Source organism: Methylobacterium sp. Gmos1 (genome assembly GCF_053764715.1).
On sequence record NZ_JBSNCC010000012.1, the window covers coordinates 50,926 to 76,494 of the forward strand.

The following is a 25,569-nucleotide window of genomic DNA, read 5'->3' on the forward strand; positions in this document are numbered from 1 at the left end:
GTGAGGGGGTATCTCCGGATGAGACTTCTCCGGTACCACCCCCTCACCCCCGCTCCACCCCCGACAAGGGGGGCGGAGCCCTCTTCCCGCCCGCGGGGAGAGGGGATTCCTGCGCTTTGTCTTTTCCCGGGCAGCCCTGCCTTCTGCGAGGGATGGGTCGCCGGAAGCGGCGGCTCTCACCCCGCCTCGGACCGGAACACGTCCTCCATCTCGCGCCGGAACCGGATCACCGGGTCGTCGGCCGCGAACGAGACGTCGTTCCACGACACCGGCCGGCCGGCGGCGACCGGGCGGGTGAGGGTGAGGCCGTGGGCGAGGCCGATCGGCAGGCCGCCGGCCCTGAGCGAATCGGCCGCCGGCATCAGCTTTCCGTAGACGGTGTAGCCCCCCTCCCCGTCGAGGCGCTCGCTGGCTTTCAGGTCGCGCTTGGCCGTCGCCACCACGTCGCCGGAGAAGCCGCGCGTTGCGCCAGTCGGCTCGCCTCGCACGGCGATGCTGGCGACCGAGAGCCCGAGTTCGAGCCCGATCAGATGGTAGGGCTTGTACATCGCGCTGTAGCGTCCGCTCGGGTCGGTCTTCAAGCCGTACTCCGAGAAGCACTTGCGGACGTAGTCGGAGGGCGCCTCGAAGGTGGCGTAGACGCCCCAGCGCAGGTCGCGGAACACTGGGCGGCCGTCGCGCTCCAGCGACGACACGACCTCGACCGTGCCGTCGACCGGCAGGATGCCGCCGGCGGATTCGGGGCGCAGCAGGGTCGGCAGGTCGTCGACGCCGCAAGCCGGGAAGGCGAGGCCGGCGGGCGGCGGGGTCAGGTCGCAGGCATTGGCCACCGCCGCCATCTCCAGCGCCGACTTGGTGCCGTCGAGGAAGGAGTTGAACATCTGCGGGTTGAAGTCGCCGCCGGCCACCTGCTCCTCGGAGAAGCCGTAATGGCCCCAGACCGTGTCGGGGGTCGAGGCGTGGTAGACCGGCAGGTACTTCGTGCCCTTGCCGGCGCAGACCACCCGGAAGCCCGCCGTGCGGGCCCAGTCGACGATCTCGGCGATGAGCGCCGGCTGGTCGCCGTAGGCGAAGGAATAGACGATGCCGGCCTCCGCCGCCCGGCGGGCGATGAGCGGCCCTGCGAGCGCGTCGGCCTCGACGTTGACCATCACGATGTGGCGCCGGTGCCGGCAGCAGGCGAGCGCGTGGCGGATGCCGGCGCCCGGGTGCCCGGTCGCCTCGACGATCACCTCGATCCCGTCACTGGCGATCAGCCCTTCGGCGTCGTCGGTGAGGACGGTCGTGCCCCGGCGCATCGCCTCGGCGACGCTCGTCGCCGCGTAGCGCTCCGCCGGCCAGCCGACCCGGGCGAGGGCGGCGCGCGCCCGCTGCGGATCGAGATCGGCGATACCGACGACGTGCAGCCCCGGCGTGCGCGGCGCCTGCGACAGGAACATCGAGCCGAACTTGCCAGCGCCGATCACCCCGATCCGCACCGGGTTGCCGGCCTCGGCCCGCGCGGCGAGCTTGTGGTACAGGCTCATGTTCCCCCTCCCCGTCCCGATATCTCGGCGCTCACGGCGCCGTTGCGTGAACCGTCGGGGATCGACAGCGTGAGGTCAACCGGGGTCGGGATGGGGACGAGCATGACGATGACGCTGGCGCGCGCCAAACTGGTCCCCGAGCTCGTAGTCGCCGATCTCGCCACGAGCCTACGTTTCTGGATCGGCCTGATCGGCTTCCGGATCGCCTATGACCGGCCGGAGAACCACTTCGCCTACCTCGATCTCGACGGGGCGCAGGTGATGCTGGACCAGTACAACCCATCCGCCCGGCACTGGCTGACCGGCCCGATGGACAAGCCCTTCGGCCGCGGGATCAACCTCCAGATCGAGGTCGCGGCGGTGGAGCCGGTCCTGGGCCGGCTGGAGGCGGCCGGCTGGCCGCTGTTCATGGCGGTCGAGGATGCCTGGTACTGGGCCGGTACCAGCTAGGTCGGGCAGCGCCAGTTCTTGGTGCAGGATCCGGACGGGTACCTGCTCCGGCTTGGGACGAAGCTGGGGGAGCGGCCGGTGGCTGGGACGAAATCATGACTCCGATCCGCATCCGCGCCATTGACCACTTCGTGCTGGTCGTCCTCGACATCGACGCGACGGTGAAGTTCTACCAACGCACGCTCGGCCTTGAAGCACGCGAGATCGCGCCGAAACGCTGGGCGCTGCATTTCGGGTCCCAGAAGATCAATCTCCAGCAATTGCACGCGAGCGTCGATCCGCAGACCCGCCACCCGAGCCGCGGCGCCGGGGATTTCTGCCTGCTGACCGATACGCCGCTCACCGAGGTCGTCGCCCACCTGACGCGGGAGGGTGTCGCGATCATCGGCGGGCCAATCGAGCGCACGGGCGCGACCGGCCGGATCCTGTCGGTCTACTTCTACGATCCCGACGAGAACCTGATCGAGGTGAGCAACCTCATCAGCTGAAGCAGGGCTGGCAAGGATCCTCAGATCTCGATCTCCGTCCCCACCTCCACCACCTGCCGGGCCGGCACGCAGAAGAAGGCGCCGGTGCGCTCGCCGTTGCGCATCATGAAGGCGAACAGGGTCTCGCGCCACGTCGCCATGCCGCGGTGGTCGCGCTTGGGGATGATCGTCTCGTGGCCGACGAAGACCGTGACGTCCTCGACGAAATCGGCCGGCAGGCCGCGATGCGCCACCGCGCAGGCCAGCCCTTCCGGGATCGAGGCGTCCTCCATGAAGCCGTAGCGCAGGGTCACCCGGTAGAGGTCGGGGGCGATCCGGGTCACCTCGGCGCGCTCGGATTCCGGCACCACCGGCATCTCCTCGTAGAGCGCGGTGACGATGGTGCAGCGGGACGGCAGGGCGTGGCTGCGCTCCAGGAAGCGGGTCAGGTGGAGCGGGATGCCCTTGGTGGCCGCCGAGAGGAAGGCGGCCGCGCCGGGCAGGCGGATCGGCGGGTCGTCGCGCAAGCGGGCCAGGAACACCGCCTCGTCCTGGCGGGCGCCGACCCGGTAGGCCTCGATCAGCCGCGTGCCCTGGAGCCAGGTCAGCATCGTCACGGCGACGATCGCGGTGAGGACCAGGGGGTACCAGCCGCCCTCGAGCACCTTCACGCTGTTGGCCGACAGGAACACGAGGTCGATCACCAGGAACAGCCCGTTGACCAGGAGGACGAGGAGGAGGCTGTAGCCCCAGCGCCGGGCGATCAGCCCGGCGAGCAGCGTCGTGATCGCCATGAGCAGCGAGACCGCGATGCCGTAGGCGCCGGCGAGCGCGTCCGAGGTCTCGAAGATCAGCACGGCGCTCAGGGTCGCGGCGGCGAGCAGCCAGTTGACGATCGGCACGTAGATCTGGCCGCGCTCCTCGCGCGCGGTGTGGACGATGCGGATGTAGGGCAGGAAGCCGAGCTGCACCGCCTGCTGGGTCAGCGAGAACACGCCCGAGATGATCGCCTGCGAGGCGATGACGGTGGCGAGCGTGGCGAGCCCGATCAGCGGGTAGTGCGCCCAGTCGGGGCTGAGGCGGTAGAACGGGTTCTCGATCGCGTCGGGCTCGGCGAGCAGCACCGCCCCTTGCCCGAAATAGTTGATGACGAGGGCCGGCAGCACCAGGCCGAACCAGGCGAGCCGGATCGGCCGGGCGCCGAAATGGCCGAGGTCGGCGTACATCGCCTCGCCGCCGGTCACCGCCAGGAAGGCGGCGCCGAGCATCGCGAAGCTGACGGCAAAGCCCGCATGGGTGAGGAAGTCGACCGCCTTCAGCGGGTTGAGGGCGGACAGGATCTGCGGCGACTGGAAGATGCCGCCCAAGCCGAGCAGCGCCAGGACGCAGAACCAGACCAGCATCACCGGCCCGAAGATCCGCCCGATGAAGGCCGCGCCCTTGCTCTGGATCAGGAACAGCCCGACCAGGATGACGAGGGTGATCGGCAGGACCGCGCGGGCGAGGCCGGGCGCCTCGACCTTCAGTCCCTCGACGGCGCTGAGCACCGAGATCGCCGGGGTGATCGCCCCGTCGCCGTAGAGGAGCGCGGCGCCGACGAGGCCGACGATGAGGAGGAGGCCCGCCCAGCTCCTCGGCTCGGCATGGCGGGCGCCGAGCAGCGCCAGCATCGCCACGATGCCGCCCTCGCCGTGGTTGTCGGCGCGCAGGATCAGCACCGCGTATTTGAGCGAGACCACGATGATGAGCGCCCACAGGATCAGCGACACCGCGCCGATCACCGCCGCCGGCTCGGCATGGCCGTGGCCGGCCGCCCGCACCGCCTCCTTGAAGGCGTAGAGCGGGCTCGTGCCGATGTCGCCGTAGACGACTCCGAGGGCACCGAGCAGCAGGGCGGGCTTCAGCCGCCGCGCCGGCTCGTGCGCCTGTGCCGTCCGCCCCGTGTTCGACGAGGTCTCGTCCTCGGTGCCGATGAGCTGGCCCACGGGTCGCCTCCGCCGGCATGCCCGGGCGCTCAAGGCCCCGCTGCCGCGTCAAGGAACGCGGATCTTCCCCTCGGGCTCCGTGCAGGCCATGGCTTAGGCGAGGAAGCTATGCCCTGAGGGCAGGGCGCGATTGCCGCGCGGGACCCGCCCGCCCGACAGGCGTTGTCCCGCCGACCAGGAACGAACAGAGGAACCGGACATGACGGAGACCGTGCTGATCGTCGGCGCGAGCGGGATCGTCGGCAGCGCCGCGGCGACGGTGATGGGGGAGGCCGGCTGGACCGTGCTCGGGCTCGCCCGCAATCCGCCGGCGCAGAAGGGCGTGGTGCCGGTCGCCGCCGACCTCCAGGATCCCGAGGGCCTGAGACGGGCCCTCGCGCCGCACCGGCCGACCCGGGTGGTGCTCTCGACCTGGATGCGCCGGCCGACCGAGGCCGAGATGATCCGGGTCAACGGCGCGATGGTGAGGAACCTCCTCGACGCCCTGCGGCCGGCCGGCAGCGTGCGCCACGTCGCCCTGGTGACGGGGCTGAAGCACTATCTCGGGCCGTTCGAGGCTTACGGGAAGGGCGCGGTGCCCCAGACCCCATTCCGCGAGGAGCAGGGCCGGCTGCCGGTTGAGAACTTCTACTACGCACAAGAAGACGAGGTCTTCTCCGCGGCCAAGCGCGACGGCTTCTCGTGGAGCGTGCACCGGCCGCACACCATCATCGGCAAGGCCGTCGGCAACGCGATGAACATGGGCACCACGCTCGCGGTCTACGCCACCCTCTGCCGCGAGACCGGCCGGCCGTTCCGCTTCCCCGGCTCGGCCATGCAGTGGAACGGGCTCACCGACATGACCGACGCGCGGCTTTTGGCCCGCCAGCTGCTCTGGGCCTCGACCGCGCCCCAGGCCGCGAACCAGGACTTCAACGTGGTCGACGGCGACGTCTTCCGCTGGAGCTGGATGTGGGGCCGCATCGCCGCCTGGTTCGGGATCGACCCGGCGCCCTTCGACGGCACGATGCGGCCGCTGGAGGAGCAGATGGCCGGCGACGCGCCCCTCTGGGCCGAGATCGCGAAGAAGCATAACCTCGCCGAGCCGGACCTGGACCGCCTCGCCTCGCCCTGGCACACCGACGCCGATCTCGGCCGGCCGATCGAGGTCGTCACCGACATGAGCAAGAGCCGCCGCCTCGGCTTCCTCGACTACCAGCCCACCGACGACGCCTTCTTCGACCTGTTCGAGCGCCTGCGCGCCGACCGGCTGATCCCGTGATTCCGGTCCGGCGCCCCGGCGCCGGACCCTCACCGGCAGGATATGTCAGATCAACCAAAGGTTGTGGATCTATAGTAGGAATTGGTTCAGACCCTGTGGCTATCTTGGCTCTGACAAGGAGACACAAGAGAATGTCCATCAGGGCGCGCGTATTCGGGGGGTTCGGCCTCATCCTCCTGCTGACGGTCGCGGTTGCGGTGATCGGTTGGCACAGCCTGACGGGCTTTGCCCGGCGGGTCGACACGGCCAACGCGGCGCAGCTCCTGGCCGGCGAGATCGGCGATCTCGCCCTGGCCACCGACCGCGCCCTGAAGAGCGACGACGCGCGCCGGGACGACGCGCTCAAGGCGGCGATCGGACGGGTGCGGGCGAGCGCCGGCGCCTTCTCGGGCCGCCTCGCCAACGATCCGAGCGCGGCCTCCGCCGCCGCCGGGATCGGCGGCGCCCTCGACGGGTTCGAGGCCGCCGTGAAGGCGTTCGGGGCGCAGAAGGGCGAGAAGCGCGCGCTCCAGGAGCGCCACGCCGCCCTGATCGGCGAGCTGCAGTCGACGGTCGCCGGCATCGGCGCGGCCCAGGAGCGCCAGCTCGCCGAGGCCGGCAAGGCCCTCGAACGGGCGCTCGCCGACCAGAAGAGCGCCACCAATACCGGCGTCGTCGTGGCCTTCGCGATCCGCTCGGCGCTCGAGATGCAGGTGCTCCAGGTCGGCTACCTCGCCGGCGAGGGCGACGACGGCAAGCTGGAGATCCAGTCGAAGGTGAACTCGGTCGCGGTGCTGCTGCGCCGCCTAGGCGCCATGACGTCGGTCGAGGCGGTCGACCCGGCGCTGAAGGCCCTCGAGGAGTATCGCGCCAAGCTCGAGGAGCCGCTGGGGCCGGGCGGCAAGGCGGCGCTCTCGGAGGATCTCGCGCCGCTGCTCGGCGGCCTGGTCGTCGGCCTGCGCCAGATCGAGCAGGCGCAGAACAACGCCCAGACCGCCGCCCAGGTGAGCCTGCGCCAGCAGCAGGACAAGGTCGCCTCGGGCACCAGCCTGCTCGTCGCCAGCGGCAAGGCGATCAGCGCCGCCAAGGAGGCCGAGCGGCTGGAGCAGAGCCTGATCCTCGCCCGCGACGCCGCCGCCGCGAAAGCCCTCGACGAGACCGCCGCCGCGCTGATCGACCAGGCCGAGACGATCCAGTACGGCGACATCGACACCGCCGCCCAGGCGGTCCTGCGCGACCTCGGCGCCAAGGTGCGCGCGTTCAAGGACAGCATCCCGGAGATCGTGAAGGCCAACGAGGCGCAAGGAAAGATCTTTGCCGACCTCGACCGGCGCGCGGCCGAGCTGGTCCAGGCAGCGCAGGGCATCGGCGCGAACGAGCTCGCCCAGCTCGCCGCCGAGCGCGACCGGGCCTTGTGGCTGCTCGCTGGCGGCGTCGGGCTTGCCTGCGCCATCGGGGCGGCGCTCGCCCTCCTGATCGGGCGCGGCATCACCCGGCCGATCGACCAGCTGTCGGGCGCCATGCGGGCGCTGGCCGGCGGCGACCTCGGCACGCAGGTGCCGGCGCAAGCACGCCGCGACGAGATCGGCGCGATGGCCGGCACCGTGCGGGTGTTCCGCGAGGCGCTCATCGCCAAGGACGAGGCCGACCGGACGGCCGCCGCCGAGGCCGCCGCCAAGGCCGAGCGGGCCGCGCGGCTGGACTCCGTCACCCGCTCCTTCGAGGCCAACGTGGTGGCGATGACCGAGACGCTGGGCGCGGCCGCCGCCGGCATGGAGGCGACGGCGCGCGCCATGACCCAGGCCGCCGAGACCACGAACGGCCGCTCGACCGAGGTCGCGGGCGCCGCCGAGCAGACGCTCGCCAACGTCCAGATGGTGGCGGCGGCGAGCGAGGAGCTGTCGGTCTCGATCGGCGGCATCGCCGCCCAGGTGGCGCAGTCCTCCGACATCGCCCGCGACGCGGTCGACCAGGCGCGCCGCACCGACGAGACGGTGCAGCGGCTGGTGAAGTCCGCCGACCAGATCGGCGACATCGTGGCGCTGATCTCCTCGATCGCCTCCCAGACCAACCTGCTGGCGCTCAACGCCACGATCGAGGCGGCGCGGGCCGGCGAGGCGGGACGGGGCTTCGCGGTGGTGGCCGCCGAGGTCAAGGACCTGGCGAGCCAGACGAGCCGCGCCACCGCCGAGATCGCCCAGCAGATCGGCCACATCCAGGAGACCACCGGCGGCGTCGTGCAGGCGATCCGGGACATCTCCGGCGTGATCGAGCGGATGTCGGAGATCGCCGAGGGGGTCGCCGGCGCCGTCGACCAGCAGGGCTCGGCGACCCAGGAGATCGCCCGCAACGTCCAGCACGCCGCGCAAGGGACGCAGGCCGTGACGACCGGCATCGTGGCGGTGCAGCGCGAGGCCGGCAGCACCGGCGCGGCCGCGGCCGAGGTGCTCGGCGCCGCGGATCGGCTCGGGCGCTACGCCGGGGAGCTGGAGCGCGAGGTGGCGGAGTTCTTGAAGGGGGTGAAGGCGGCCTGACGCCCGATCGCGCACGTCGCAGGCGAAACCGAACGAAGGGGGTGGACGGGGATGGCCTCGTCCACCCCAGCTGCATTTCGGGAGTCCGGAACAGAAGCGCGGGCCACCCATCCGTCCGTCGGCCCTGACTGCAGGGCCGAGACGACGCTCAGGCGGATCACGGTCAGCTGCCGACCCGCACCGTCAGCTCACCCAATCCCCCGAGCTCCGCCCGCACCACGTCCCCCGGCTCGACCGGCAGCGGCACCGCGGTGGTGCCGGTGGTCACGACCTCCCCAGCGCGCAGGGTGATCCCCTGCGCCGACAGGGCGTTGGCGAGCCAGGTCAGCGCCAGGCGCGGGTCGTCGAGGGCGTTGCCGCCGCGGCCGTCATGGGGCGGCCTGCCCTCGGCCCCGATCCGGGTCGGCATGGCGGCGAGGTCGATGGTGCGCCAGCCCTCGGGCGCGCGGGGCCCGAGGACGAAGAGGTGGGCGCAGGCATTGTCGGCGATGAGCGCCGCCTCCCCTGCCCGCTCGAAGGCTTCGAGCCGCGAATCCGGGAACTCGATCGCCGGATGGGCCGAGGCCACCGCCGCCATCACCGCGTCGAGCGTGTAGGGCTCGGGCCGCGGCGGCAGGTCGGCCCCCATGCGGAACGCCACCTCGGGCTCGGCCACCCGCATCTGGTTGCCGGCGAGCGGCACCGGGGTGTCGGCGTCCAGGACCCGCTCGGCCAGCAGCCGGCCGGCGAGCGGGCCGTCGGCGCCGATGTGGCGCTGGCCCGCGAGGCTCGTCGCGGCGATCTTCCAGCCGTAGAGGGGGCGAGCGCTGCGCGGCTCCAGGAGTGCCTGGATCCGGTAGGCTTCCGAGCGGTCGGCGGGCGCGAGGTCCGGCGGGATCGCGGCGAGCAGCGTTCCCTCGCGCCAGTGCCGCCACAGCAGATCGGAGGTCGCCTGAAGCGTCACGCGACCCTCCCGGTCAGGCCGCCATCGACGGGCAGCGCCACGCCGGTGATGTAGGCGGCCTCGTCGGAGGCCAGGAACAGGGCCGCGTTGGCGACGTCCCAGGCGGTGCCCATCCGGCCCATCGGGCAGGCGGCGTCGCGGGCGCGCACCATCTCGGCCGGGTCCTGGTACTGGCCGGAGATCTGCTGGTGGATCAGCGGCGTGTTCATCAACCCGGGCATGATCGCGTTCACCCGGATCCCGTCCTTCGCGTATTGCAGCGCCAGGCCGAGCGTGAAGTTGTTCACCGCGGCCTTGGCGGCGTAGTACGCCGCGTAGGGATAGCCGGTGTAGCGGATCGCCGCCGCCGACGAGATGTTGACGATGCTGCCTCCGCGCTGCGCCAGCATGTGCGGCAGCACGTGCTTGCAGGTGAGAAAGCAGGTGGTCAGGTTGAGGTCGAGGGTGCGGTGCCAGTCGGCCTCGCTCAATTCGATCGGCCCGCCCATCTGGGCGTAGCCGACGTTGTTGTGCAGCACGTCGATGCGCCCTTGCGCCGCCATCACCTCGGCGACGAGGGCCGCGACCGCGCCCGAATCGGTGGCGTCGCAGGACGCAGCCGTGGCGGCGCCGTCCTCGCGCCGGATGATCTCGGCGGTTTCCTCCGCCGCCTCGCGCCGCACGTCGACGCAGACCACCCGGGCGCCGTGGCGCGCGAAGGTCACCGCCGCGGCCTTGCCGTTGCCCCAGCCCGGCCCCGCCGAGCCTGCGCCGAACAGCAAAGCCACCTTGCCCTCGAGCCGCCGCGAGCCCGGGGCGCTCCCGCCCTCCGCCATGTCGGTCCTCCCTCGTGCCCCGTGGGGCGATTCTTGCCTCGCGCCTGTCGGCGCGTTGCCGACAAGCCTATAGGGATCGGGGACCGGCCGCAAAAGCGAAGACGGCCGGACGCCAAAGGCCGAACGCCAGGAGGAGACGCCATGCCGACCCGCATCATCGCCGGGACCCCGCCCCGCCTGTCCGCCGACCTGATCGCGCGCTTCGCCGCCGTGCCGGTGGCGGTGGTGGTCGATCTCCTGGAGGGCCGCACCCAGGTCGATCCGGCGATCCGGCCGCTGCGGCGCATCGCCGGGGGGCCGTCGCTCATCGGCAGCGCCGTCACGGCCTCGTGCGATCCGAAGGATTACGGCGCGGTGCACCACGCGATCGCGGTGGCGGAGGCCGGCGACGTGGTGGTGATCGATGCCGGCGGGCGGGGCGACGTCGCGATGATCGGCGACCTTCTCTCGACGGCGGCGCGGCGCAAGGGCATCGTCGGGCTCGTCGCCGACGGGGCGGTGCGCGACACCGGCATCCTCGGCGGCTGGAGCGATTTTTCCGTGTTCACCCGCCACGTCACGGCGCGCGGCCCGGCCTCGAAGGACGGCGGCACCGTGGACGCCCCCGTCACCATCGGCGGCGCCCCGGTGCGCGCCCGCGACCTGATCCTCGGCGACGACGACGGCGTCGTGGTGATCCCGCGCGAGGCGGCCGAGGGCCTGATCGCCAGGGCCGAGGAGCGGGCCCGGGCCGAGATCGGCTGGGAGAAGCGGCTCTCGGCCGGGGAGACCACGCTCGCGGTGTTCGGGGTGCCGGACGCGGTCAGGGGGTGAGGCGGGATTTCCTCGCTTCCTCCGGCGTGACCCGGGGCACCGCGAAGCGGTCCCCGGTGCGGGCGTAGAGGTCGCCGTAGAGCCGCCCCACCGGCAGGAAGGCACCGTCGCGCAGGTGGCGCCCGTCCGGGGTGAAGAGGTCGTCGTCGGCGTGCAGCGACACCACCTGCCCGAGCACGATCCGGCGCTCGGGCGAGAGGTCGATCACCGTGTGGGTCCGGCAGCCGAGGCTCGCCGGCGCCTCGGCGATCCGCCCGGGCCCGACGCCGGTGCAGGGCAGGAGCGTCAGCCCCGCCGCCGGGATCTCGCTCTCCCCGTGCGGGAACTCGGCGGCGCAGACCGTCATGCCTGCGACCAGCGCCTCGTCGACGAGGTTGACCACGAACTCGCCCGTCTCGGCGATGTTGCGGGGGGTGTCCTTGAGCGTGCCGTCGGAGCGCAGGTTGAAGCTGAGGGCCACGATCGGCGGCTCCTCGGCGAGCACCTGGAAGAAGCTGATCGGCGCCGCGTTGTCGGTGCCGGCCGCCGAGCGCGTGGTCACGAGGGCGATCGGCCGCGGCGTCACCAGCGCGGTGAGCAGGCGGTAGCGGTCGCGGGACGGGAGATCGTCGAAGCGCAGGTCCATGCGCTCACGGCCTCCCGGGAAGCGCGCCGTTCGGCAAGGAGCCTTCGGGCAAGGCGCTCTTCGGCAGCAGCATGTGCACGCCCTTGTTGCCGTCGACCGTCTGGGTGATGCGCAGGTTCCCGGCGAGCGAGCACAGCATGTAGGCCTGGTTGCGGGTGAGGTTCGTGCGGGCGCAGACGTGGCGGATCATCTCGCGCACCGCCTGGCGCATCGCCTCGTCGAGGCTCTCGTGCAGGCCGATGGACATCAGGTCGGTCGGCGTCTCGGCGAAGGGCCAGTCAAGGGCGAGGTCCTTGCGGAGGGTCAGCCGGAACGTGCCGGTGAGCCCGGTCTCGAGCGCCGTGATGCAGACCTCGCCGTCGCCCTGCACGCCGTGGCCGTCGCCGGCGTAGAAGCCCGCGCCCTCCGCCAGCACCGGCAGGTAGAGGGTGGTGCCGACCTTGAGCTCCTTGTTGTCCATGTTGCCGCCGAACCGGCGCGGCACCGGCGAGGTCACCGTCCCCCAGGCCGGCGGCGGCGAGGTGGCGAGGATGCCGAAGAACGGGTCGAGCGGCAGCTCCGTGCCCCAGGGCAGCACCGCGACGCCGCGCTCGGCGTCGATGTCCGGATGGATGGTCTCGTACTCCGTGAACTCGTCCGGCAGGGTGCCGAGGAGCGGCAGGATCGCGACGAAGCCCCAGTCCATCCGGAATTTCAGGTCGAGGATGTCGACCTGGAGCACGTCGCCCGGCACCGCGCCGCGGACGTGGACCGGCCCGGTGACGAAGTGCGGCCCGGGGCCCGGCGACAGCGCGTCGAGCGCCGCGAGGTAGTCGGCCGGGTGGCGGGCGGGATCGGGATGGAGCGAGGCCCGCCCGCCGGCCGGGTGGGAGTGCAGCGTGACGGTGTCGCCGGAGTCCACCGTCAGCACCGGCGGCAGGGCGGCGTCGAAGTAGCCCATCACCATCGTGTCGGGCGTGGCGGGAATCTCGTGGTGCGTCGGCATGGATCCTCCCGGGATGTCGGCCCTTGCGGTTCCTGCAAGAGCCGAGCCGCCGAGGAAGACAGCGCCCCGCGTCCGGCGCATGATGCCCCCAAAACAGCGGGAGGTGCGCGATGGCGGAGATCTGGATCGAGGCGGCCCTGAACGGGCCGTGGGGGCGCGAGCGCCAGCCCGGCATCCCGATCACGGTCGAGGAGGTGGTGGCCGACGGGCTCGCCGCCGCCGCGGAGGGAGCGGCGATCGTCCACGTCCACGCCTACGACCCCGAGACCGGGCGCCAGAACGACGCCTGGGAGACCTATGCCCGCATCATCGAGGGCATCCGCGCGAAAGCCGACGTGATCGTCTACCCGACGATCCCGCTCGCCGGCTCGGACTACGCCGCGAGCGCGCCGACGCGCTACGCCCATACCGAGGAGCTGGCCCGGCGCGGCCTGATCGAGTGGGCGGTGTGCGATCCGGGCTCGACCACCTTCCTGCGCTACGACGAGGCCTCTGACGAGGCGAGCGGCTTCCTCTACCAGAACCCGATGGCCGACATCCGCGAGGGCCTGCGCATCGCCCGCACCCACCGCATCCGCCCGGGCTACGCCATCTACGAGCCGGGCTTCACGCGGCTCGGCGCCGCACTCGCTGGCCTGGAGCCGCGCCCGCCGGTGCCGATCTACCGCTTCATGTTCTCCGACGAGTTCGCCTGGGGGTTTCCGCCGCGGGAGGCCTATCTCGCGGCGCACCTGGCGCTGCTCGCCGAGTGCGCGCCGGGCGCCCCCTGGATGGTGGCGGGCCTCGGCGTCGACATCCTGCCGCTGGTGCCGGCGGCGGTCGCCCGCGGCGGTCACGTCCGGGTCGGGCTGGAGGATGCGCCGTGGAGGAGCGCGCGCGGCAACCGGGAGTGGGTGGCGACGGCGCGGCGGGCGATCGAGGCGGGCGGTGGAACAGTGGTGGGGGCGGAGGCGGTGCGGCGCAATCTGACAGCGCGCGATCTGGGTCGATAGAACTTACGGGAACATTACTTGCATGTGTATCTAATATCAATATTGCATATTATTATAATTTTTATATCTGCTTTATCCTGATAAGCAACATGTCTAATTCGTCGAAACGTATCAGCAGACGTATAATTGCACTGTTCTTTTGGCCAAACATATAGGACTCGACAATAAGATATTTATGCGACAAACTGCATGCTCAGTGGCTTTGAGGCGCACATGGAACAATGCGAGGTACTGCGAATAAAAAAACTAAGACACAGAAAATTATCACCACCTCGTCAGATCAGTGAGTTTGGTTAGGGAAAATGACAGCAGAAATCGTTATTATTAATCAGCAAGCAGTTGCGCTCGCTGCAGATAGCGCGGTTACAATCGGAAAAAATAGAGTCTGGAAACATGCAAACAAGTTGTTCTCTTTCGGCCCCGCTAACGATATTGGAGTGATGATCTACAATAGCGGAGATTTTTTGAGCGTTCCATGGGAAGTTATAGTGAAAGAATTCAAGTATAAAGTCAAAGATAAAATTTTTGATAATCTCAATGATTTTGCCGATGAGTTTGTGAGTTTTGTTAAATCTGATAAATTTGCATCTCGTGATTTTGAGGACGTAAGTTTTGCACTCATATTTGCAGAAGCTCTCGAAGATCTAAGGGACGAAAAAAAAATATAATAATAGAACAGAGATACAAGATGATATTTTAAATAAAATTGGCCGACTTGAGCGGAGTATTCACAATTCAACAGAGATAAATGTTCCGTTTGATTATGATAAATTCAAAAAATATTTCAATAAATTAATAAAGAACCTTGTAATTGAAGAATTTGGCATGGGAATCGGCAATTATCCGCTCGAATCGGTAGTAAGATATCTATATCTTATTATAAGTCATGAAATTGAGTCGGAATATTATACGGGAGTTGTCATCGCGGGATATGGGCGGGAAGAATTATTTCCAAGCATATCTCACCATGTATTCGATGGCAAATGCTTGGGACTCACTAGAACATGGAGGTCGAACAAATGTTTTGATCTAAATAAAAAACGCAACCAAGATGCTGCGATTATACCATTTGCACAAGCAGATATTGCTCAATTATTCCTTGAGGGGATCGCGCCTCAGTATTTAAGATTTCTTTCAAAGACTTTCATGCAGGTTTTACGCGGTAAAACTGATAAAATGATAGATGATTTAGTTTTAGATGCAGACGAAAGGCTAGTAGAAAAATTCATACAAAGCAAAGAAATTAAATCCATGATTGAGGATTTTGGCAAACAATTCAAGGAATATCGACGAAAAGCGTTTATAAAACCGATCTTGGATACGATTCGCGCACTTCCTAAGGAAGAAATGGCGTACATGGCTAGAGCGATGGTCGAAATAACAGCATTGCGGCGAAGATTTGCCTCGGCTGTCGAGTCGGTCGGAGGAGAGATAGATGTAGCGATTATATCGAAAAGTGATGGATTTGTGTGGATAAACAGGAAGCATTATTTCGATCTTGACTTAAACCCAGATTTCCTGCAAAGAAGAGCGATCAGCGGTGGAGGCGGTAATGGTATTAGGAAAGCGCAAAAGCATAGAATACCCCGAGCGCAGCCCTAGATCCACTATGGGATTAATTAATAGACGCGAGCAGACCCCATCCCCCGAAGAAGCGGCGGAAAAAGCAGCTAAGAGCATTTTGCTAGCCGGCGATAGAACGCGTCGGCAGGAACTTAAAATAATTCATGGCTCCGAGTAGGCATCAAGCAACTTGCCTTCGCTTCGGATAGTGATACGGGCGGCAAAAATCGCATACAGTATATTTTATATGTGATTCTGATTTTTACGCCGCCCGCAACGTCTCGATCTGCTCCAGGGCTGCCGCCCGCGCCGCCTCGATCCGGCGCTGGAGCTCCGGCAGGTCGGCGCCGGCGAGGCAGGCGCCCTCGATCTCGCGGCAGAGGTCGGACAGGCCGGTGAAGCCGAGGAGCCCGGCGGCGGCGATCATCGCGTGGGCGTCGCGGGCGAGGCCGGCGCGGTCGCCGCTGCGGGCGCGGAAGCGCTGCTCCAGCTCGGCCGCGAGCATCCCGAGCAGGCCGTCGATCCGCTCCGGGCCCATCAGGGTGCGGGCCTCCGCGAAGGCCTCGAAGTCGATCAGCGCCGGGAGCGGGGCGGGCCCGGCATCGGCGCGGTGGCGGGCGATCGCCGCGGCGAGCTCGGCGCGCTTGAACGGCTTGCCGACATGGCCGTCCATCCCGGCGGCCCGGAAGGTCTCGAGCTGGGCCGGCAGCACGTTGGCGGTCATCGCGACGATCGGCACGGTGCCGGCGGGCGCCGGCAGGCCCCGGATGGTGCGGGTGGCGGTGATCCCGTCCATCCCGGGCATCTGCACGTCCATCAGCACGAGGTCGTAGGTTCTTGCCCGCACCGCCTCGATCGCCGCCGCGCCGTCGCCGGCGACGTCGACGCGGTGGCCCTCGGCTTCGAGCACCGCCCGGGCGAGGTCCTGGTTGATCGGCACGTCCTCGACGAGCAGCAGGCGGGCCGGGTGCACCGGCTCCGGCCGGCCCTCCGCGGCCTCCGCTGCCGGGGCCGGGCAGGCCGGCAGCGGCACCCGGAACCAGAAGGTCGAGCCCGCGCCCGGCCGGCTCTCGACGCCGATCGTGCCGTGCATGAGCTCGACCAGCCCCTTGCAGATGGCGAGGCCGAGGCCGCTGCCGCCGTATTGCCGGCGGATCGAGCCGTCGACCTGGCTGAAGCGCTGGAACAGGCGGCCGTGCTGCTCGGGGGCGATGCCGATGCCGGTGTCGGTGACGGAGAAGCGCAAGCCCGCGCCCTCGGCCTCGACCCGCAGGGCGACCCGGCCGGCGGGGGTGAACTTGACGGCGTTGTTGAGCAGGTTGAGCAGGATCTGGCGCAGGCGGTCGGGATCGCCCCGGACCCAGTCCGGCACCGCGGGCCCGAGGGCGACGTCGAGGGCGAGGCCCTTGGGCTCGGACAGGCCGCGCACGATCGAGGCGGCGTTGTCGACGAGTGCGGCGGGCGCGAACGGAACCTCGGCGAGCGCGATGCCGCCGGCCTCGATGCGCGAGAAGTCGAGGATGTCGTCGACGACGGTGAGCAAGGCCCCGCCCGCGGAGGCGATCCGGTCGATGTAGCGCCGGTGCCGGCCCGGCAGGGTGCGGTCGGCGAGCAGCAGGTCGGCGTAGCCGATGACGCCGTTCAACGGTGTGCGGATCTCGTGGCTCATCGAGGCCAGGAAGTCGGTCTTGGCCTGGCTCGCCCGCTCGGCGGTGATCCGCGCCTCTTCCAGGGCGCGAGCGTGGCGCTGGCGCTCGCCGACGTCGCGGAAGGTCGCGATGATCGCGGGCTCGCCCGGCGCCGCCCCCGGGATGCGCCGGAACGCCCCCTCGACCCAGACCCAGGACCCGGTGCGGTGGCGGGCGCGGCAGACGACGCTCACCTGCGTCTCGCCGCCGGCGAGGCGGCGGGCCTGGGTCACCAGAAGGGCGAGGTCCTCGCGGTGGACGCAGTCGCGCAGGCGCATCGCCACGGCCTCCTCGGGCGTGTAGCCCAGCAGGCGCCGCACCGCCGGCGAGACGTAGCTGCGCCGGCCGTCGTCGTGGGCGAGCACGATCAGCTCGCTGGTGTTCTCGGCGAGCAGGCGGTAGCGCGCCTCGCCGGCCGAGAGCATGCCGGCGGCCCGCCGCGCCTCCGCCTCGAGGTCGCGGTGGCGCATCAGGGCCCGGGTCAGCCCGAAGCCGAGGCCGACGAGCACGGTGCTGATCCCCAGCACCACCGCGGCGTCCTGCTGCACGCCCTCGCGCCAGGCCGCCAGGGTCTCGTCCTTCGACACGCCGGTGGTGACGAGGAGCGGCGCGCCGGCGACGCGCTGGAAGCTGCCGTAGCGCGGCACGCCGTCGATCGGCGAGGGGCTGCCGTCGAAGGTGCCGCCGAGGGAGTTCGTGGCGGCCCGCACCAGGGCGCCGCCGACGCTGCGGCCGACCTTGTCCGGCACGTAGGGGTGGCGCACCAGGATCACGCCGTCGCTGCGCAGGAGCCCGATGGCGCCGTTGGGTCCGAGGTCGAGCCGGCCGTAGAGCCGCTGCAGCTCGGTGAGCGACAGATCGGCCACCGCGACGAGCGGCGTCTCGCCCGCGCGCGGCATCACCAGGCGGGCGACGCTGACGAACCAGGAATCCGCCGGCCCGATCCGGGTCGGCTGACCGATGGCGAGCTCGGACTGGCCGACCGCCAGGGCGGCGTGGACGAGGTCGGCGTCGGTGGCGCGGCCCTCGGCGCCCGCCCCGCCCTGCCCGAACAGCACGCCGGTGGTGCTGCCGTCCAGCACCCGCACGGCCATCACCGCCGGGATGTGGGCCATCAGGCCGGAGAGGAGCTGGCGGGTGTAGTTCTGGCTCGCCCCGAAGGTGTGGGCGTCGACCCGGGCGGCGGCGGCGCTGAGCAGCATGTCGACGGAGGAGACGAGGCGGTTCGCCTCCTGGCCGAGCGCCTGCACCACCGCCTCGGCGGTGCTCTGCGCGTCGCGGATGGTGCGCTCGTAGTCTCGGGTGTCGGTCCAGACCGTGACCGTCGCGAGGCCGAGGCAGGTCGTCAGCACGCCCGCCCAGACGCCGCCCACGAGAGACCGGTAGGACCGTTTCAGGTTCATCTCACACGCGCCGCCCCGCGCCCCGTCCGGGCGTCGCGAGCGACGGCCCGGTCGGACCTCTGGCGCCAGGCGTACGGGGCGGATCGCCCCGCCGCAAGTGGATCTTGTGAGTGCAAGCGTGGCCTTGAGGGGGCCCCGCCCCTACATCGCCTCGAAGCGGATCGGCTGGGCGCCCTTGAGCAGCGTCATGCGGCCGAGGTCGTAGACGTGCTCGATGCCGGTGGTGATGGTCAGGAAGTGGTTGCCGGCGAGCTGGCCGACCTTGCTGGCGAAATGCACGCCGCCATAGGCGAGCAGGATCTCGGTCTCGCTGATGCCGCCCGGATAGAGGATCATCTGGCCCGGCGCCGGGTAACTGGTGTGGTTCTCGTAGCCGACGCCGAAATCGAGGTCGCCCAGCGGCATCCACACGCCCTCGCCGCTCCAGCGCACGTGGATCACCTCGCTCACGAAGGGCAGCGCCTTGAGGAAGGCCGCGCAGGTCTGGGGCGCCTTCTCGAGCTCGAGCCGGCCGACGAGGTCGAACGGGCCGGCCTTGATCTTCAGTTCCGTCATGGGGGTGTCTCCTGGTGGGGGATGGGGGCGAGGCCCGGCCTCGAAGCGAGGACCGGGCCAGGGCGTCGAGAAGCTAGGATTCGGGCCGCAAGGTTTCCGGCCTCAAGGTTTCCCGCCGCAAGCGGCGCAGCACGTCGACGAGCAGGCGCGTCGCCACGTCGACGTCGGCCTCGGTGACCGATTCCGCCGGGGAGTGGCTGAGCCCGCCGGCGCAGCGCACGAAGATCATGCCGATCGGGCACAGGCCGGCGAGCGCCAGGCCGTCGTGGCCGGCCCCGCTCGGCAGGTGCAGGGGGCGACAGCCCAGCCGCGCGACGCCCTCGGCGAGGGCCGCCATCAGCCCGGGCGCGCAGGACGCGGCGGGCTCGTCGTAGCTGCCTTGCGCGCTCACCGTCACGCCGCGGCGCCCGGCGATGGCATCGAACGTGGCGCGCAGGCGCGCCAGCGCGGCGTGGCGCACGGCGTCGCTCGGGCTGCGCAGATCGAGGCTGAAGCGGGTCAGCGCCGGGATGACGTTGACGGCGCCCCGCGGCACCTCGATCTGGCCCACCGTGGCGACGAGGTCCGGGGTGCCGTTCGCCTCGGCCTCGATCGCCAGCACCATCTCGGCCGCCGCCGCCAGGGCGTCGCGGCGCAGCGTCATCGGCACCGTGCCGGCGTGGCCCGCCCGGCCCTCGACCGTGACGACGAGGCGGCTCGCCCCGGCGATCGCCGTGACGATGCCGACCGGAAGGTCCGCGTCCTCCAGGACCGGGCCCTGCTCGATATGGACCTCGAGGTAGCCCAGCACCGAGGCCGGATCGCGGGCAAGGTCCGCCACGCCGTCGGGATCGCCGCCGAAATCGCGCAGGGCCTGCCCCAGGCTCACCCCGTCGCGGTCGCGCGCGTCGAGGGCGCCGGGCCGGACGAGCCCGGCGAGCGCCCGCGAGCCCGTGAGGGTGACGGGGAAGCGCACCCCCTCCTCGTCGCCGAAGGCCAGCACCTCGACCGCGAAGGGCAGGCGCTCGCCGGCCTCGTGCAGGGCCTGCACGGCGGTGATCGCCGTCACGACCCCGAGATTGCCGTCGTAGCGGCCGGCGTTGCGCACGGTGTCGATGTGCGAGCCGAGGAGCAGGGTCGGGGCGCCGGGTACCGCCGCCTCGTAGCGGCCGACCACGGTCGCGGCGGCGTCGAGCCGCGTCGTCATGCCGGCCGCCTCCATCCAGGCCGCCACCTGCCGGGCGGCGCCCGCGTGAGCAGGGGTGAGGTAGAGGCGGGTGAGCCCGTCGGCGTCGTCGCTGAAGCGCGCGAGGTCGTCGAGGCGCGCCATCACGACGGCGCCGAGGGAGGTGTCGCCGGGGGATGCGGGATCAGGCGGCCGGTCGTGCTGCATGGCGGTCGGGTCCGATCGATGTCCCTTGGGGTATGGCCGAGGCGGGGGACTGTCCAGCCGTCCCTTGGCCGGCTCGGGTGGCTGAGTTGAGCCGCCGATCCGGGCCGGAGCCGCACCGCCCGAGGCTGGAAGCGCGGGGCCCATCCTTGCGGCCGGCGTCGCTGGACTTCCAATATTCCGTTGCGTATGGTCCAGTCGTTTTTCGTCTGGATCCGGCCGATCGATCGTGGAATTGCGGCACCTGCGCTACTTCGCGGCGGTGGCCGACTCCCTGAGCTTCACCGCGGCGGCGGAGCGCCTGGGCATCTCGCAGCCGCCGCTGAGCCAGCAGATCCGCGATCTCGAGGCGGAGCTGGGCACCCCCCTCCTCTGGCGCACCAGCCGCAGCGTGGCGCTCACCCCCGCCGGCACCGCCTTCCTCGCCCGGGCGCGGCGCATCCTGGCGGAGGTCGAGGAGGCCTGCACCGAGGCCCGGGCGGTCGGGGCCGGGCGCACCGGCACCTTCGATATCGGGCTCACCGGCTCGATCCTCGCCGGCCCCCTCGGGGGGCTGATCCGGCGCTTCAACGAGCGCTATCCCGACGTTCTGGTGCGCCTGCACGAGATGCCGCCGGGCGAGCAGCCGGCGGCGTTGCACGCCCGCCGCACCGACCTGTGCTTCCTGCGCGCGCCGCCGGACGACCCCGCCTTGCGGGTGGTGCGGGCCTGGCCCGAGGCGGTCGGGGTCGCCCTACCGGCGGGCCATCCGCTCGCGGCCCGCGCCGCGCTCGCCTTGAGCGATCTTGCCGGCGAGCCCTTCGTCTCGCTGCGCCTGCGCGACTCGCGCTTCGCCGCCCACCTGCACGAGGCCTGCCTCGCGGCCGGCTTCGTGCCGGGAATCGTGCAGCAGGTGGTCGAATCGGCCTCGCTGGTGAACCTCGTGGCGGCGGGGCTCGGCATCGCCCTGGTGCCGGATTCGGTCGGCGCCCTGAAGCGGCCGGACGTCGCCTATCGCCCTCTCACCGGCCCGGCCCCGGTCGCCGACGTCTGCGCCCTCTGCCGGATGCCGGCCGGCGCCGTGACGGAGAACTTCCTGGGGCTGATGCGCGACGCGCTCGGCCGGGCCGATCCGGGCGGTGGCGCCTCGTAGGGTTTCTGAAATCCTCATCCGGCGATAATCAGGGCCGCCCCGCGGGTGCCGCGCGGCATGGATGTTTGGGTGTCAGGTGATCGAGGGTTCGCGCATGACCGAGAAGACCCGCGTCGCCGTCCTGTATGGCGGCAGATCCGGCGAGCACGAGGTCTCGCTGCGCTCCGCCGCCTCGGTGATCCGCCACCTCGACCGCGACCGCTTCGAGGTGATCCCGGTCAGCATCGACAAGGCCGGGCGCTGGCAGCGCCACGACCTGCGCCGCATCACCCAGACCGGGGACGAGAGCCTGTCGATCCCTCCCGAGAGCCCCGAGGTGCGCCTGGCGCAAGGAACCGGCGAAGGCGCCGGTGGCCGTGCCGCCGTGGTGACCCTCGACGGCGAGCCGGCGCGCGCCGAGTTCGACGTGGTCTTTCCGGTCCTGCACGGGCCGCTCTGCGAGGACGGGACGCTCCAGGGCCTGCTGGAGCTGACCGAGACGGCCTATGTCGGCTCGGGCGTGATGGCCTCGGCGGTCGGCATGGACAAGGACGTCACCAAGCGGCTCGCCGGCCTCGCCGGCATCCCGGTCGCGCCCTACCGCGCCTTCACCCGCCGCGCCTGGGAGCGCGGCGCGGTCACCCTCGACGACATCGCCGCCACGATGACGCTGCCGGTCTTCGTCAAGCCCTGCAACATGGGCTCCAGCGTCGGCATCCATAAGGTCAAGGCCTGGGCCGACCTGCCCGCGGCGCTGGCCGACGCCTTCCGCTACGACACCAAGGTGCTGGTCGAGCAGGGCATCGACGCCCGCGAGGTCGAGGTGGCGGTGCTCGACGGCGACCCGCCCTTCGTCAGCATCGCGAGCGAGCTGAACCCGCAACCCCACCACGACTTCTACTCCTACGCCGCCAAGTACCTCGACCCCGAGGGCGCCAGCGTGGATCTTCCGGCCAACATCGCGCCCGAGCAGATGGAGCGGGTGCGCGCGCTGGCGCTGCGGGCCTTCGAGGCGCTCGAATGCAGCGGCATGGCCCGCGTCGACTTCTTCCTCGACCGGGCGAGCGGCGAGTTCTACCTCAACGAGGTCAACACCCTGCCGGGCTTCACCTCGATCAGCATGTACCCGCAGATGATGGAAGCCTCCGGCGTGCCCTATCCGGAGCTGCTGACGCGGCTCGTGGAGCTGGCGCTGGAGCGGCACCGGACCCGGCGGGGGCTGACGCGGGAGTTCGAGGGCTAGGATCGTCGTGCAACGGGCACAAGCCGCCTCGTCCTGCTCGCGGAGTGTCACGGGTGGAGAGGCCTCCGGCGGGATCATGAACCGCTCCGGGCCTCGTCGCGGCAGGATCGCGACGAGGCCGGTCGCCTTCCTCCCTCCGACGACCATGCGCAGCCCGTGCCCATGTCCGGATGCGCGGACACGGGTGCGCTAGCATGGACGCGACCGACCACCTGCCCTGCCAGAGGCACCTGTTCGAGGTCCCGGACAACGTCAGCTATCTCGACGCGGCAGCGTGGTCGCCGCTGCCGCGGGCCGTGCGCGAGGCCGGGGAAGCGGGCTTGCTGGTGAAGGCCCGGCCCTGGGAGCACCCGCGCGAGGCGGTGCCGGCCCAGGCCGAGCGGGCGCGGGGAGTGGCGGCCAGGCTCATCGGCGCGACCACGGACGACGTGGCCATCATGGGGTCCGTAAGCCACGCGATGGCCACCGCCGCCGCGAACCTGGCCGTCGCGCCGGGCGGGCGCGTGCTGCGCGTCGCCGACGAGTTCCCGTCCCTGCGCTACGCCTTCGACCGGCTCGCCACGGCCAGGGGCTTGATCGTCGAGGAGGTGCCGCGCCCGCCGGACGGTGACTGGACGGCAGCCCTGCTCTCGGCGATCGGACGCCCCGGGGCACCGCCCGTCGCGGTCGCGACCCTGACGCCCCTCCATTGGACCGACGGCGGGCTGATCGACCTCGATCGGCTCGCTCCGGCCATCCACGCCGCGGGTGCCGCCTTGGTGATCGACGCGACCCAGGCGGCGGGAGCCCTGCCGGTCGACGTCGGTCGCTGGCGCCCCGACTTCCTGGCCTTCCCGACCTACAAGTGGGCGCTCGGTCCCTACGGGCTCGCCTTTCTGTATGCCGCACCGCATCGGCAGGGAGGCACAGCGATCGAGGACAACATCGGCAACCGCCCGCCCGCGGCGGGTGCACGGCGCTACGACCGGGGTGAGCTGAACGATCCGATCCTGCTGCCGATGGCGGCGACCGGGCTGGAACTGGTCCTGTCCTGGGACGTGTCGGCGGTGGCAACCCGGTTGCGACGCCTCACCGATCAGCTGGCTGAGGGCGTCGTCGGGCTCAGCGTCTCCGCGACGGCGAGGCACCTGCGCTCGCCGCATATCCTCGGGCTCCGCGCGGCGGGCGGCCTGCCGCCCGGCCTGGCTGATCGGCTGCGGCAGGCGGGCATCTTCGCGAGCGAACGATCCGGGGCCCTGCGCCTCAGCCCACATGTCTGGGCCGACGAGGGTGACGTGAAGCGTTGCGTCGAGGCACTGCGCCACGCCTTGTAGAGCCCGCCCGACCTGCACCGTCGTTGAGAGCGACCGCCGGTACGATCTTTCGAATGGGAACGAGGCGTCGGACGTCCCGGCCACCGGCTCACCGGACCGAAGCCATCGCGACACCGCCACCCGCCTCCCCCAGCCGCGCGATCTCCCACGGCGGCGCGATCTCCTCGCGCGTCGCGCACAGGCCCGCCCGGACCATCGCCCGCCCCAGCCCCGGCGCCGCCGTGAGGACGCAGAACGGCACCGCGAGCAGGCTGCCGAGGGTGAGCGGCAGGCTCCAGGCGAGGAGCGCCGGCGAGACGAGGGCCAGCGCCCCGCACACCCCGACCCCGAACAGCGTGACGCCGCCCAAGGCGCGGACAGCCTCGCCCCAGCGCACGCCCCGGGCATCCCGGTCTTGCGCGGTCCAGAAGCCGGCACGGCCGAGCGCGAGCCCGATCATCACCCCGGTGAGCCGCACCGACGCGGCGCCGAGGAGAAGGAACGAGGCCGCGACCTCGGCCATCGTGCCGGCAAGGAAGCGGAGACCCCCGCCATGGGCCGCCCGCGCCTCGCGGTCCGCCAGCACGGCGGCGTAGCCGGCGAGCTTCGGGGCGAGCGAGAGCACGAGCCAGGCGAGGTAGAGCGAAGCGGCGCCCGTCGCCGGGCCCTCGTGCGTCGCGGCGCGCCAGGGCAGGAGCAGCAGGGCCAGCGTCAGGGCCGGCGGGTTGAGGAACATCATCACCGCCCAGGCGAGCTGGAACCGACTCATCGGCATCAGGCCCGGCATGGCCGGCAGGCGCAGGTATTGCAGGTTGCCGCGGCACCAGCGGGCGTCGCGGGTGAGGTGGTCGAGGAGCGTCGGCGGGTTGTCCTCGAAGCTGCCCTCCTCGAGCGGCAGCACCCGGACCTCGTAGCCGGCCCGGCGCATCAGCACCGCCTCGACCTGGTCGTGCGACAGGATCGCCCCGCCGCCGCGCAAAGGGGGCAGCCGGCAATGGGCGGAGAAGGGGGCGATGCGCACGAGCGCGTTGTGGCCCCAGAACGGGCCGCATTCCGCCCCCCACCAGGCGGCGCCGAGGGTGTAGGGCAGCATGCCGTGGCGCATGCCGAACTGGAACAGCCGGGCAAAGGCGCTGCCGGCCGGCGCGCCGACCGCCAGGCTCTGGAGGATGCCGAGGCGCGGATGCGCCTGCATGATCCGCACGAGGCGCAGGATCGCCGGCCCGGTCATCAGGCTGTCGGCGTCAAGCGGCAGCATCAGGTCGGCGTCGCTGCGGGCGCAGAACTCCTGGAGGTTGCCGGCCTTGTAGCCGGCATTGTCGGCGCGCCGGCGGTAGTGGATCCGGGCCGCGTCCGCCTCGGGCAGCCCGGCGCGCCAGCGCGAGACCCACGCCTCCTCGGCCCGGACGACCTCCGGATCGTCGCTGTCGCTCAGCACGTGGTAGCGGAAGGCGGAGCCGTGGCCGGTGCGCTCCAGGCTCTCGCGCACGAGGGCGAGGCGCGACAGGGCCCGGGCCGGGTCCTCGTTGCGCAGGGTCATCACCACGGCGGTGGTGAGGTGGAGCGGGGCCTCGCCCTCGCCGGCCGCCGCGTGCGGCGCGGCCGCCAGCACGCCCGCCCGGCCCGCCCGCAGGAGCACGAAGCCGATCGCGGCGTTCCAGAATCCCAGCACGGTCCAGGGCAGGGTGGCGAGGCCGCAGGCGAGGAGCGCGAGGTCGAGCCCGTCGAGCCCGTCCTGCGCCAGCACCAGTCCGAGGGCTGCCGCGAGGCCCAGGATGGTGGCGAGCGTGAGCCCGAGCACCAGCCCGCGACGGCGACGCAGGGTGATGCAGGCTTGCAGGCCCGTCGGCGTCGTGAGAGGAGCGCGGGGCGCTCCCTCCGCGAGGGTGACCACCGAGGAGTCGGTTTGCGGCATCGTCAGGCATCCGGGAGCGGCACGGCGGACGCCGTGCGGGCGCTCTGGTATAGCG

21 protein-coding genes are annotated in these 25,569 nt (G+C 70.5%); 11 read left to right on the plus strand and 10 right to left on the minus strand.

The window, feature by feature from the left end:
- Window positions 1-176: 176 nt before the first annotated feature.
- A complete protein-coding gene (locus tag ACS5PV_RS21210) occupies window positions 177-1,526 on the minus strand; it encodes an NAD(P)H-dependent oxidoreductase (protein WP_455397328.1) in 1,350 nt (449 codons plus the stop codon).
- Between the two features lie 102 nt (window positions 1,527-1,628).
- On the opposite strand from ACS5PV_RS21210, the gene ACS5PV_RS21215 reads away from it, so the two are divergent.
- Window positions 1,629-1,976 carry a VOC family protein gene (locus tag ACS5PV_RS21215; protein WP_455397329.1) on the plus strand — a complete coding sequence of 116 codons (348 nt, stop codon included), beginning with the start codon at window positions 1,629-1,631 and terminating at the stop codon, window positions 1,974-1,976.
- 95 nt (window positions 1,977-2,071) lie between these two features.
- A complete protein-coding gene (locus ACS5PV_RS21220; RefSeq protein ID WP_455397330.1) occupies window positions 2,072-2,464 on the plus strand; it encodes a VOC family protein in 393 nt (130 codons plus the stop codon).
- Between the two features lie 20 nt (window positions 2,465-2,484).
- Here ACS5PV_RS21220 and ACS5PV_RS21225 read toward each other — a convergent pair whose 3' ends face one another.
- Entirely contained in the window at window positions 2,485-4,335 is a 1,851-nt protein-coding gene (locus ACS5PV_RS21225; protein WP_455397454.1) for a potassium transporter Kup, read from the minus strand.
- 292 nt (window positions 4,336-4,627) lie between these two features.
- Between ACS5PV_RS21225 and ACS5PV_RS21230 the strand changes: the two genes are divergently transcribed.
- Together ACS5PV_RS21230 and ACS5PV_RS21235 are read left to right on the plus strand one after the other, a co-directional pair.
- Window positions 4,628-5,689: an SDR family oxidoreductase gene (locus ACS5PV_RS21230; protein ID WP_455397331.1), complete on the plus strand. Its 1,062-nt coding sequence runs from the start codon at window positions 4,628-4,630 to the stop codon at window positions 5,687-5,689.
- Window positions 5,690-5,820: 131 nt separating this feature from the next.
- Window positions 5,821-8,202 (plus strand): methyl-accepting chemotaxis protein, encoded by a 2,382-nt coding sequence (locus tag ACS5PV_RS21235; protein ID WP_455397332.1) that lies wholly within the window; start codon window positions 5,821-5,823, stop codon window positions 8,200-8,202.
- 163 nt (window positions 8,203-8,365) lie between these two features.
- Here the strand turns inward: ACS5PV_RS21235 and ACS5PV_RS21240 are convergent, their stop codons facing one another.
- Together ACS5PV_RS21240 and ACS5PV_RS21245 are read right to left on the minus strand one after the other, a co-directional pair.
- Complete coding sequence (locus tag ACS5PV_RS21240; RefSeq protein ID WP_455397333.1) at window positions 8,366-9,145, minus strand: 2-keto-4-pentenoate hydratase; 780 nt, start codon at window positions 9,143-9,145, stop codon at window positions 8,366-8,368.
- Window positions 9,142-9,960 (minus strand): SDR family NAD(P)-dependent oxidoreductase, encoded by an 819-nt coding sequence (locus ACS5PV_RS21245; protein WP_455397334.1) that lies wholly within the window; start codon window positions 9,958-9,960, stop codon window positions 9,142-9,144. Before ACS5PV_RS21245 ends, ACS5PV_RS21240 begins: the two co-directional genes overlap by 4 nt.
- A 141-nt stretch (window positions 9,961-10,101) precedes the next feature.
- Between ACS5PV_RS21245 and ACS5PV_RS21250 the strand changes: the two genes are divergently transcribed.
- Window positions 10,102-10,773, plus strand: a complete 672-nt coding sequence (locus ACS5PV_RS21250; protein ID WP_455397335.1) for an RraA family protein — start codon at window positions 10,102-10,104, stop codon at window positions 10,771-10,773.
- Here the strand turns inward: ACS5PV_RS21250 and ACS5PV_RS21255 are convergent.
- Both ACS5PV_RS21255 and ACS5PV_RS21260 read right to left on the minus strand, forming a co-directional pair.
- On the minus strand, window positions 10,763-11,398 hold the full coding sequence (locus ACS5PV_RS21255; protein ID WP_455397336.1) for a flavin reductase family protein: 636 nt from the start codon (window positions 11,396-11,398) through the stop codon (window positions 10,763-10,765). The two genes, ACS5PV_RS21250 and ACS5PV_RS21255, sit on opposite strands and share 11 nt — an antisense overlap.
- 4 nt (window positions 11,399-11,402) lie before the next feature.
- The gene (locus ACS5PV_RS21260) at window positions 11,403-12,383 is read right to left on the minus strand and encodes an acetamidase/formamidase family protein (RefSeq protein WP_455397337.1); all 981 of its coding nucleotides are present in this window, start codon (window positions 12,381-12,383) and stop codon (window positions 11,403-11,405) included.
- Between the two features lie 110 nt (window positions 12,384-12,493).
- Here ACS5PV_RS21260 and ACS5PV_RS21265 point away from each other — a divergent pair, with 110 nt between their 5' ends.
- The 3 genes from ACS5PV_RS21265 (at window position 12,494) to ACS5PV_RS21275 (ending at window position 14,977) form a co-directional block, all read left to right on the plus strand.
- Window positions 12,494-13,375, plus strand: a complete 882-nt coding sequence (locus tag ACS5PV_RS21265) for a 3-keto-5-aminohexanoate cleavage protein (RefSeq protein WP_455397338.1) — start codon at window positions 12,494-12,496, stop codon at window positions 13,373-13,375.
- A gap of 302 nt (window positions 13,376-13,677) precedes the next feature.
- On the plus strand, window positions 13,678-14,043 hold the full coding sequence (locus tag ACS5PV_RS21270) for a hypothetical protein (RefSeq protein WP_455397339.1): 366 nt from the start codon (window positions 13,678-13,680) through the stop codon (window positions 14,041-14,043).
- Between the two features lie 157 nt (window positions 14,044-14,200).
- Window positions 14,201-14,977 carry a hypothetical protein gene (locus ACS5PV_RS21275; protein WP_455397340.1) on the plus strand — a complete coding sequence of 259 codons (777 nt, stop codon included), beginning with the start codon at window positions 14,201-14,203 and terminating at the stop codon, window positions 14,975-14,977.
- A 223-nt stretch (window positions 14,978-15,200) separates the two neighbouring features.
- On the opposite strand, the gene ACS5PV_RS21280 is transcribed toward ACS5PV_RS21275, so the two are convergent.
- The 3 genes from ACS5PV_RS21280 to ACS5PV_RS21290 form a co-directional block, all read right to left on the minus strand.
- On the minus strand, window positions 15,201-18,029 hold the full coding sequence (locus ACS5PV_RS21280) for an ATP-binding protein (RefSeq protein ID WP_455397341.1): 2,829 nt from the start codon (window positions 18,027-18,029) through the stop codon (window positions 15,201-15,203).
- A 141-nt stretch (window positions 18,030-18,170) separates the two neighbouring features.
- Complete coding sequence (locus tag ACS5PV_RS21285) at window positions 18,171-18,584, minus strand: DUF3830 family protein (protein ID WP_048436207.1); 414 nt, start codon at window positions 18,582-18,584, stop codon at window positions 18,171-18,173.
- A 73-nt stretch (window positions 18,585-18,657) separates the two neighbouring features.
- On the minus strand, window positions 18,658-19,956 hold the full coding sequence (locus ACS5PV_RS21290; protein WP_455397342.1) for an allantoate amidohydrolase: 1,299 nt from the start codon (window positions 19,954-19,956) through the stop codon (window positions 18,658-18,660).
- 226 nt (window positions 19,957-20,182) lie between these two features.
- Here ACS5PV_RS21290 and ACS5PV_RS21295 point away from each other — a divergent pair, with 226 nt between their 5' ends.
- The 3 genes from ACS5PV_RS21295 to ACS5PV_RS21305 all read left to right on the plus strand — a co-directional run bounded on the left by ACS5PV_RS21295 (window position 20,183) and on the right by ACS5PV_RS21305 (window position 23,620).
- Window positions 20,183-21,085: a LysR substrate-binding domain-containing protein gene (locus ACS5PV_RS21295; protein ID WP_455397343.1), complete on the plus strand. Its 903-nt coding sequence runs from the start codon at window positions 20,183-20,185 to the stop codon at window positions 21,083-21,085.
- Window positions 21,086-21,179: 94 nt separating this feature from the next.
- The gene (locus ACS5PV_RS21300) at window positions 21,180-22,307 is read left to right on the plus strand and encodes a D-alanine--D-alanine ligase family protein (RefSeq protein WP_455397344.1); all 1,128 of its coding nucleotides are present in this window, start codon (window positions 21,180-21,182) and stop codon (window positions 22,305-22,307) included.
- 194 nt (window positions 22,308-22,501) lie between these two features.
- A complete protein-coding gene (locus tag ACS5PV_RS21305; protein ID WP_455397345.1) occupies window positions 22,502-23,620 on the plus strand; it encodes an aminotransferase class V-fold PLP-dependent enzyme in 1,119 nt (372 codons plus the stop codon).
- Between the two features lie 88 nt (window positions 23,621-23,708).
- On the opposite strand, the gene mdoH is transcribed toward ACS5PV_RS21305, so the two are convergent.
- Window positions 23,709-25,514, minus strand: a complete 1,806-nt coding sequence (gene mdoH / locus ACS5PV_RS21310) for a glucans biosynthesis glucosyltransferase MdoH (protein WP_455397346.1) — start codon at window positions 25,512-25,514, stop codon at window positions 23,709-23,711.
- Window positions 25,515-25,569 lie beyond the last annotated feature (55 nt).

Excerpts from the sequence above, each read along its gene's own strand:
- ACS5PV_RS21245 (WP_455397334.1), bottom strand. The coding sequence starts at position 9,960 with ATGGCGGAGGGCGGGAGCGCCCCGGGCTCGCGGCGGCTCGAGGGCAAG.
- ACS5PV_RS21305 (WP_455397345.1), top strand. The coding sequence starts at position 22,502 with ATGGACGCGACCGACCACCTGCCCTGCCAGAGGCACCTGTTCGAGGTC.
- mdoH (WP_455397346.1), bottom strand. The coding sequence starts at position 25,514 with ATGCCGCAAACCGACTCCTCGGTGGTCACCCTCGCGGAGGGAGCGCCC.
- ACS5PV_RS21265 (WP_455397338.1), top strand. The coding sequence starts at position 12,494 with ATGGCGGAGATCTGGATCGAGGCGGCCCTGAACGGGCCGTGGGGGCGC.
- ACS5PV_RS21275 (WP_455397340.1), top strand. The coding sequence starts at position 14,201 with ATGGGAATCGGCAATTATCCGCTCGAATCGGTAGTAAGATATCTATAT.
- ACS5PV_RS21285 (WP_048436207.1), bottom strand. The coding sequence starts at position 18,584 with ATGACGGAACTGAAGATCAAGGCCGGCCCGTTCGACCTCGTCGGCCGG.
- ACS5PV_RS21300 (WP_455397344.1), top strand. The coding sequence starts at position 21,180 with ATGACCGAGAAGACCCGCGTCGCCGTCCTGTATGGCGGCAGATCCGGC.
- ACS5PV_RS21235 (WP_455397332.1), top strand. The coding sequence starts at position 5,821 with ATGTCCATCAGGGCGCGCGTATTCGGGGGGTTCGGCCTCATCCTCCTG.
- ACS5PV_RS21280 (WP_455397341.1), bottom strand. The coding sequence starts at position 18,029 with ATGAACCTGAAACGGTCCTACCGGTCTCTCGTGGGCGGCGTCTGGGCG.
- ACS5PV_RS21290 (WP_455397342.1), bottom strand. The coding sequence starts at position 19,956 with ATGCAGCACGACCGGCCGCCTGATCCCGCATCCCCCGGCGACACCTCC.
- ACS5PV_RS21260 (WP_455397337.1), bottom strand. The coding sequence starts at position 12,383 with ATGCCGACGCACCACGAGATTCCCGCCACGCCCGACACGATGGTGATG.
- ACS5PV_RS21220 (WP_455397330.1), top strand. The coding sequence starts at position 2,072 with ATGACTCCGATCCGCATCCGCGCCATTGACCACTTCGTGCTGGTCGTC.
- ACS5PV_RS21230 (WP_455397331.1), top strand. The coding sequence starts at position 4,628 with ATGACGGAGACCGTGCTGATCGTCGGCGCGAGCGGGATCGTCGGCAGC.
- ACS5PV_RS21215 (WP_455397329.1), top strand. The coding sequence starts at position 1,629 with ATGACGATGACGCTGGCGCGCGCCAAACTGGTCCCCGAGCTCGTAGTC.
- ACS5PV_RS21250 (WP_455397335.1), top strand. The coding sequence starts at position 10,102 with ATGCCGACCCGCATCATCGCCGGGACCCCGCCCCGCCTGTCCGCCGAC.
- ACS5PV_RS21210 (WP_455397328.1), bottom strand. The coding sequence starts at position 1,526 with ATGAGCCTGTACCACAAGCTCGCCGCGCGGGCCGAGGCCGGCAACCCG.
- ACS5PV_RS21255 (WP_455397336.1), bottom strand. The coding sequence starts at position 11,398 with ATGGACCTGCGCTTCGACGATCTCCCGTCCCGCGACCGCTACCGCCTG.
- ACS5PV_RS21270 (WP_455397339.1), top strand. The coding sequence starts at position 13,678 with ATGACAGCAGAAATCGTTATTATTAATCAGCAAGCAGTTGCGCTCGCT.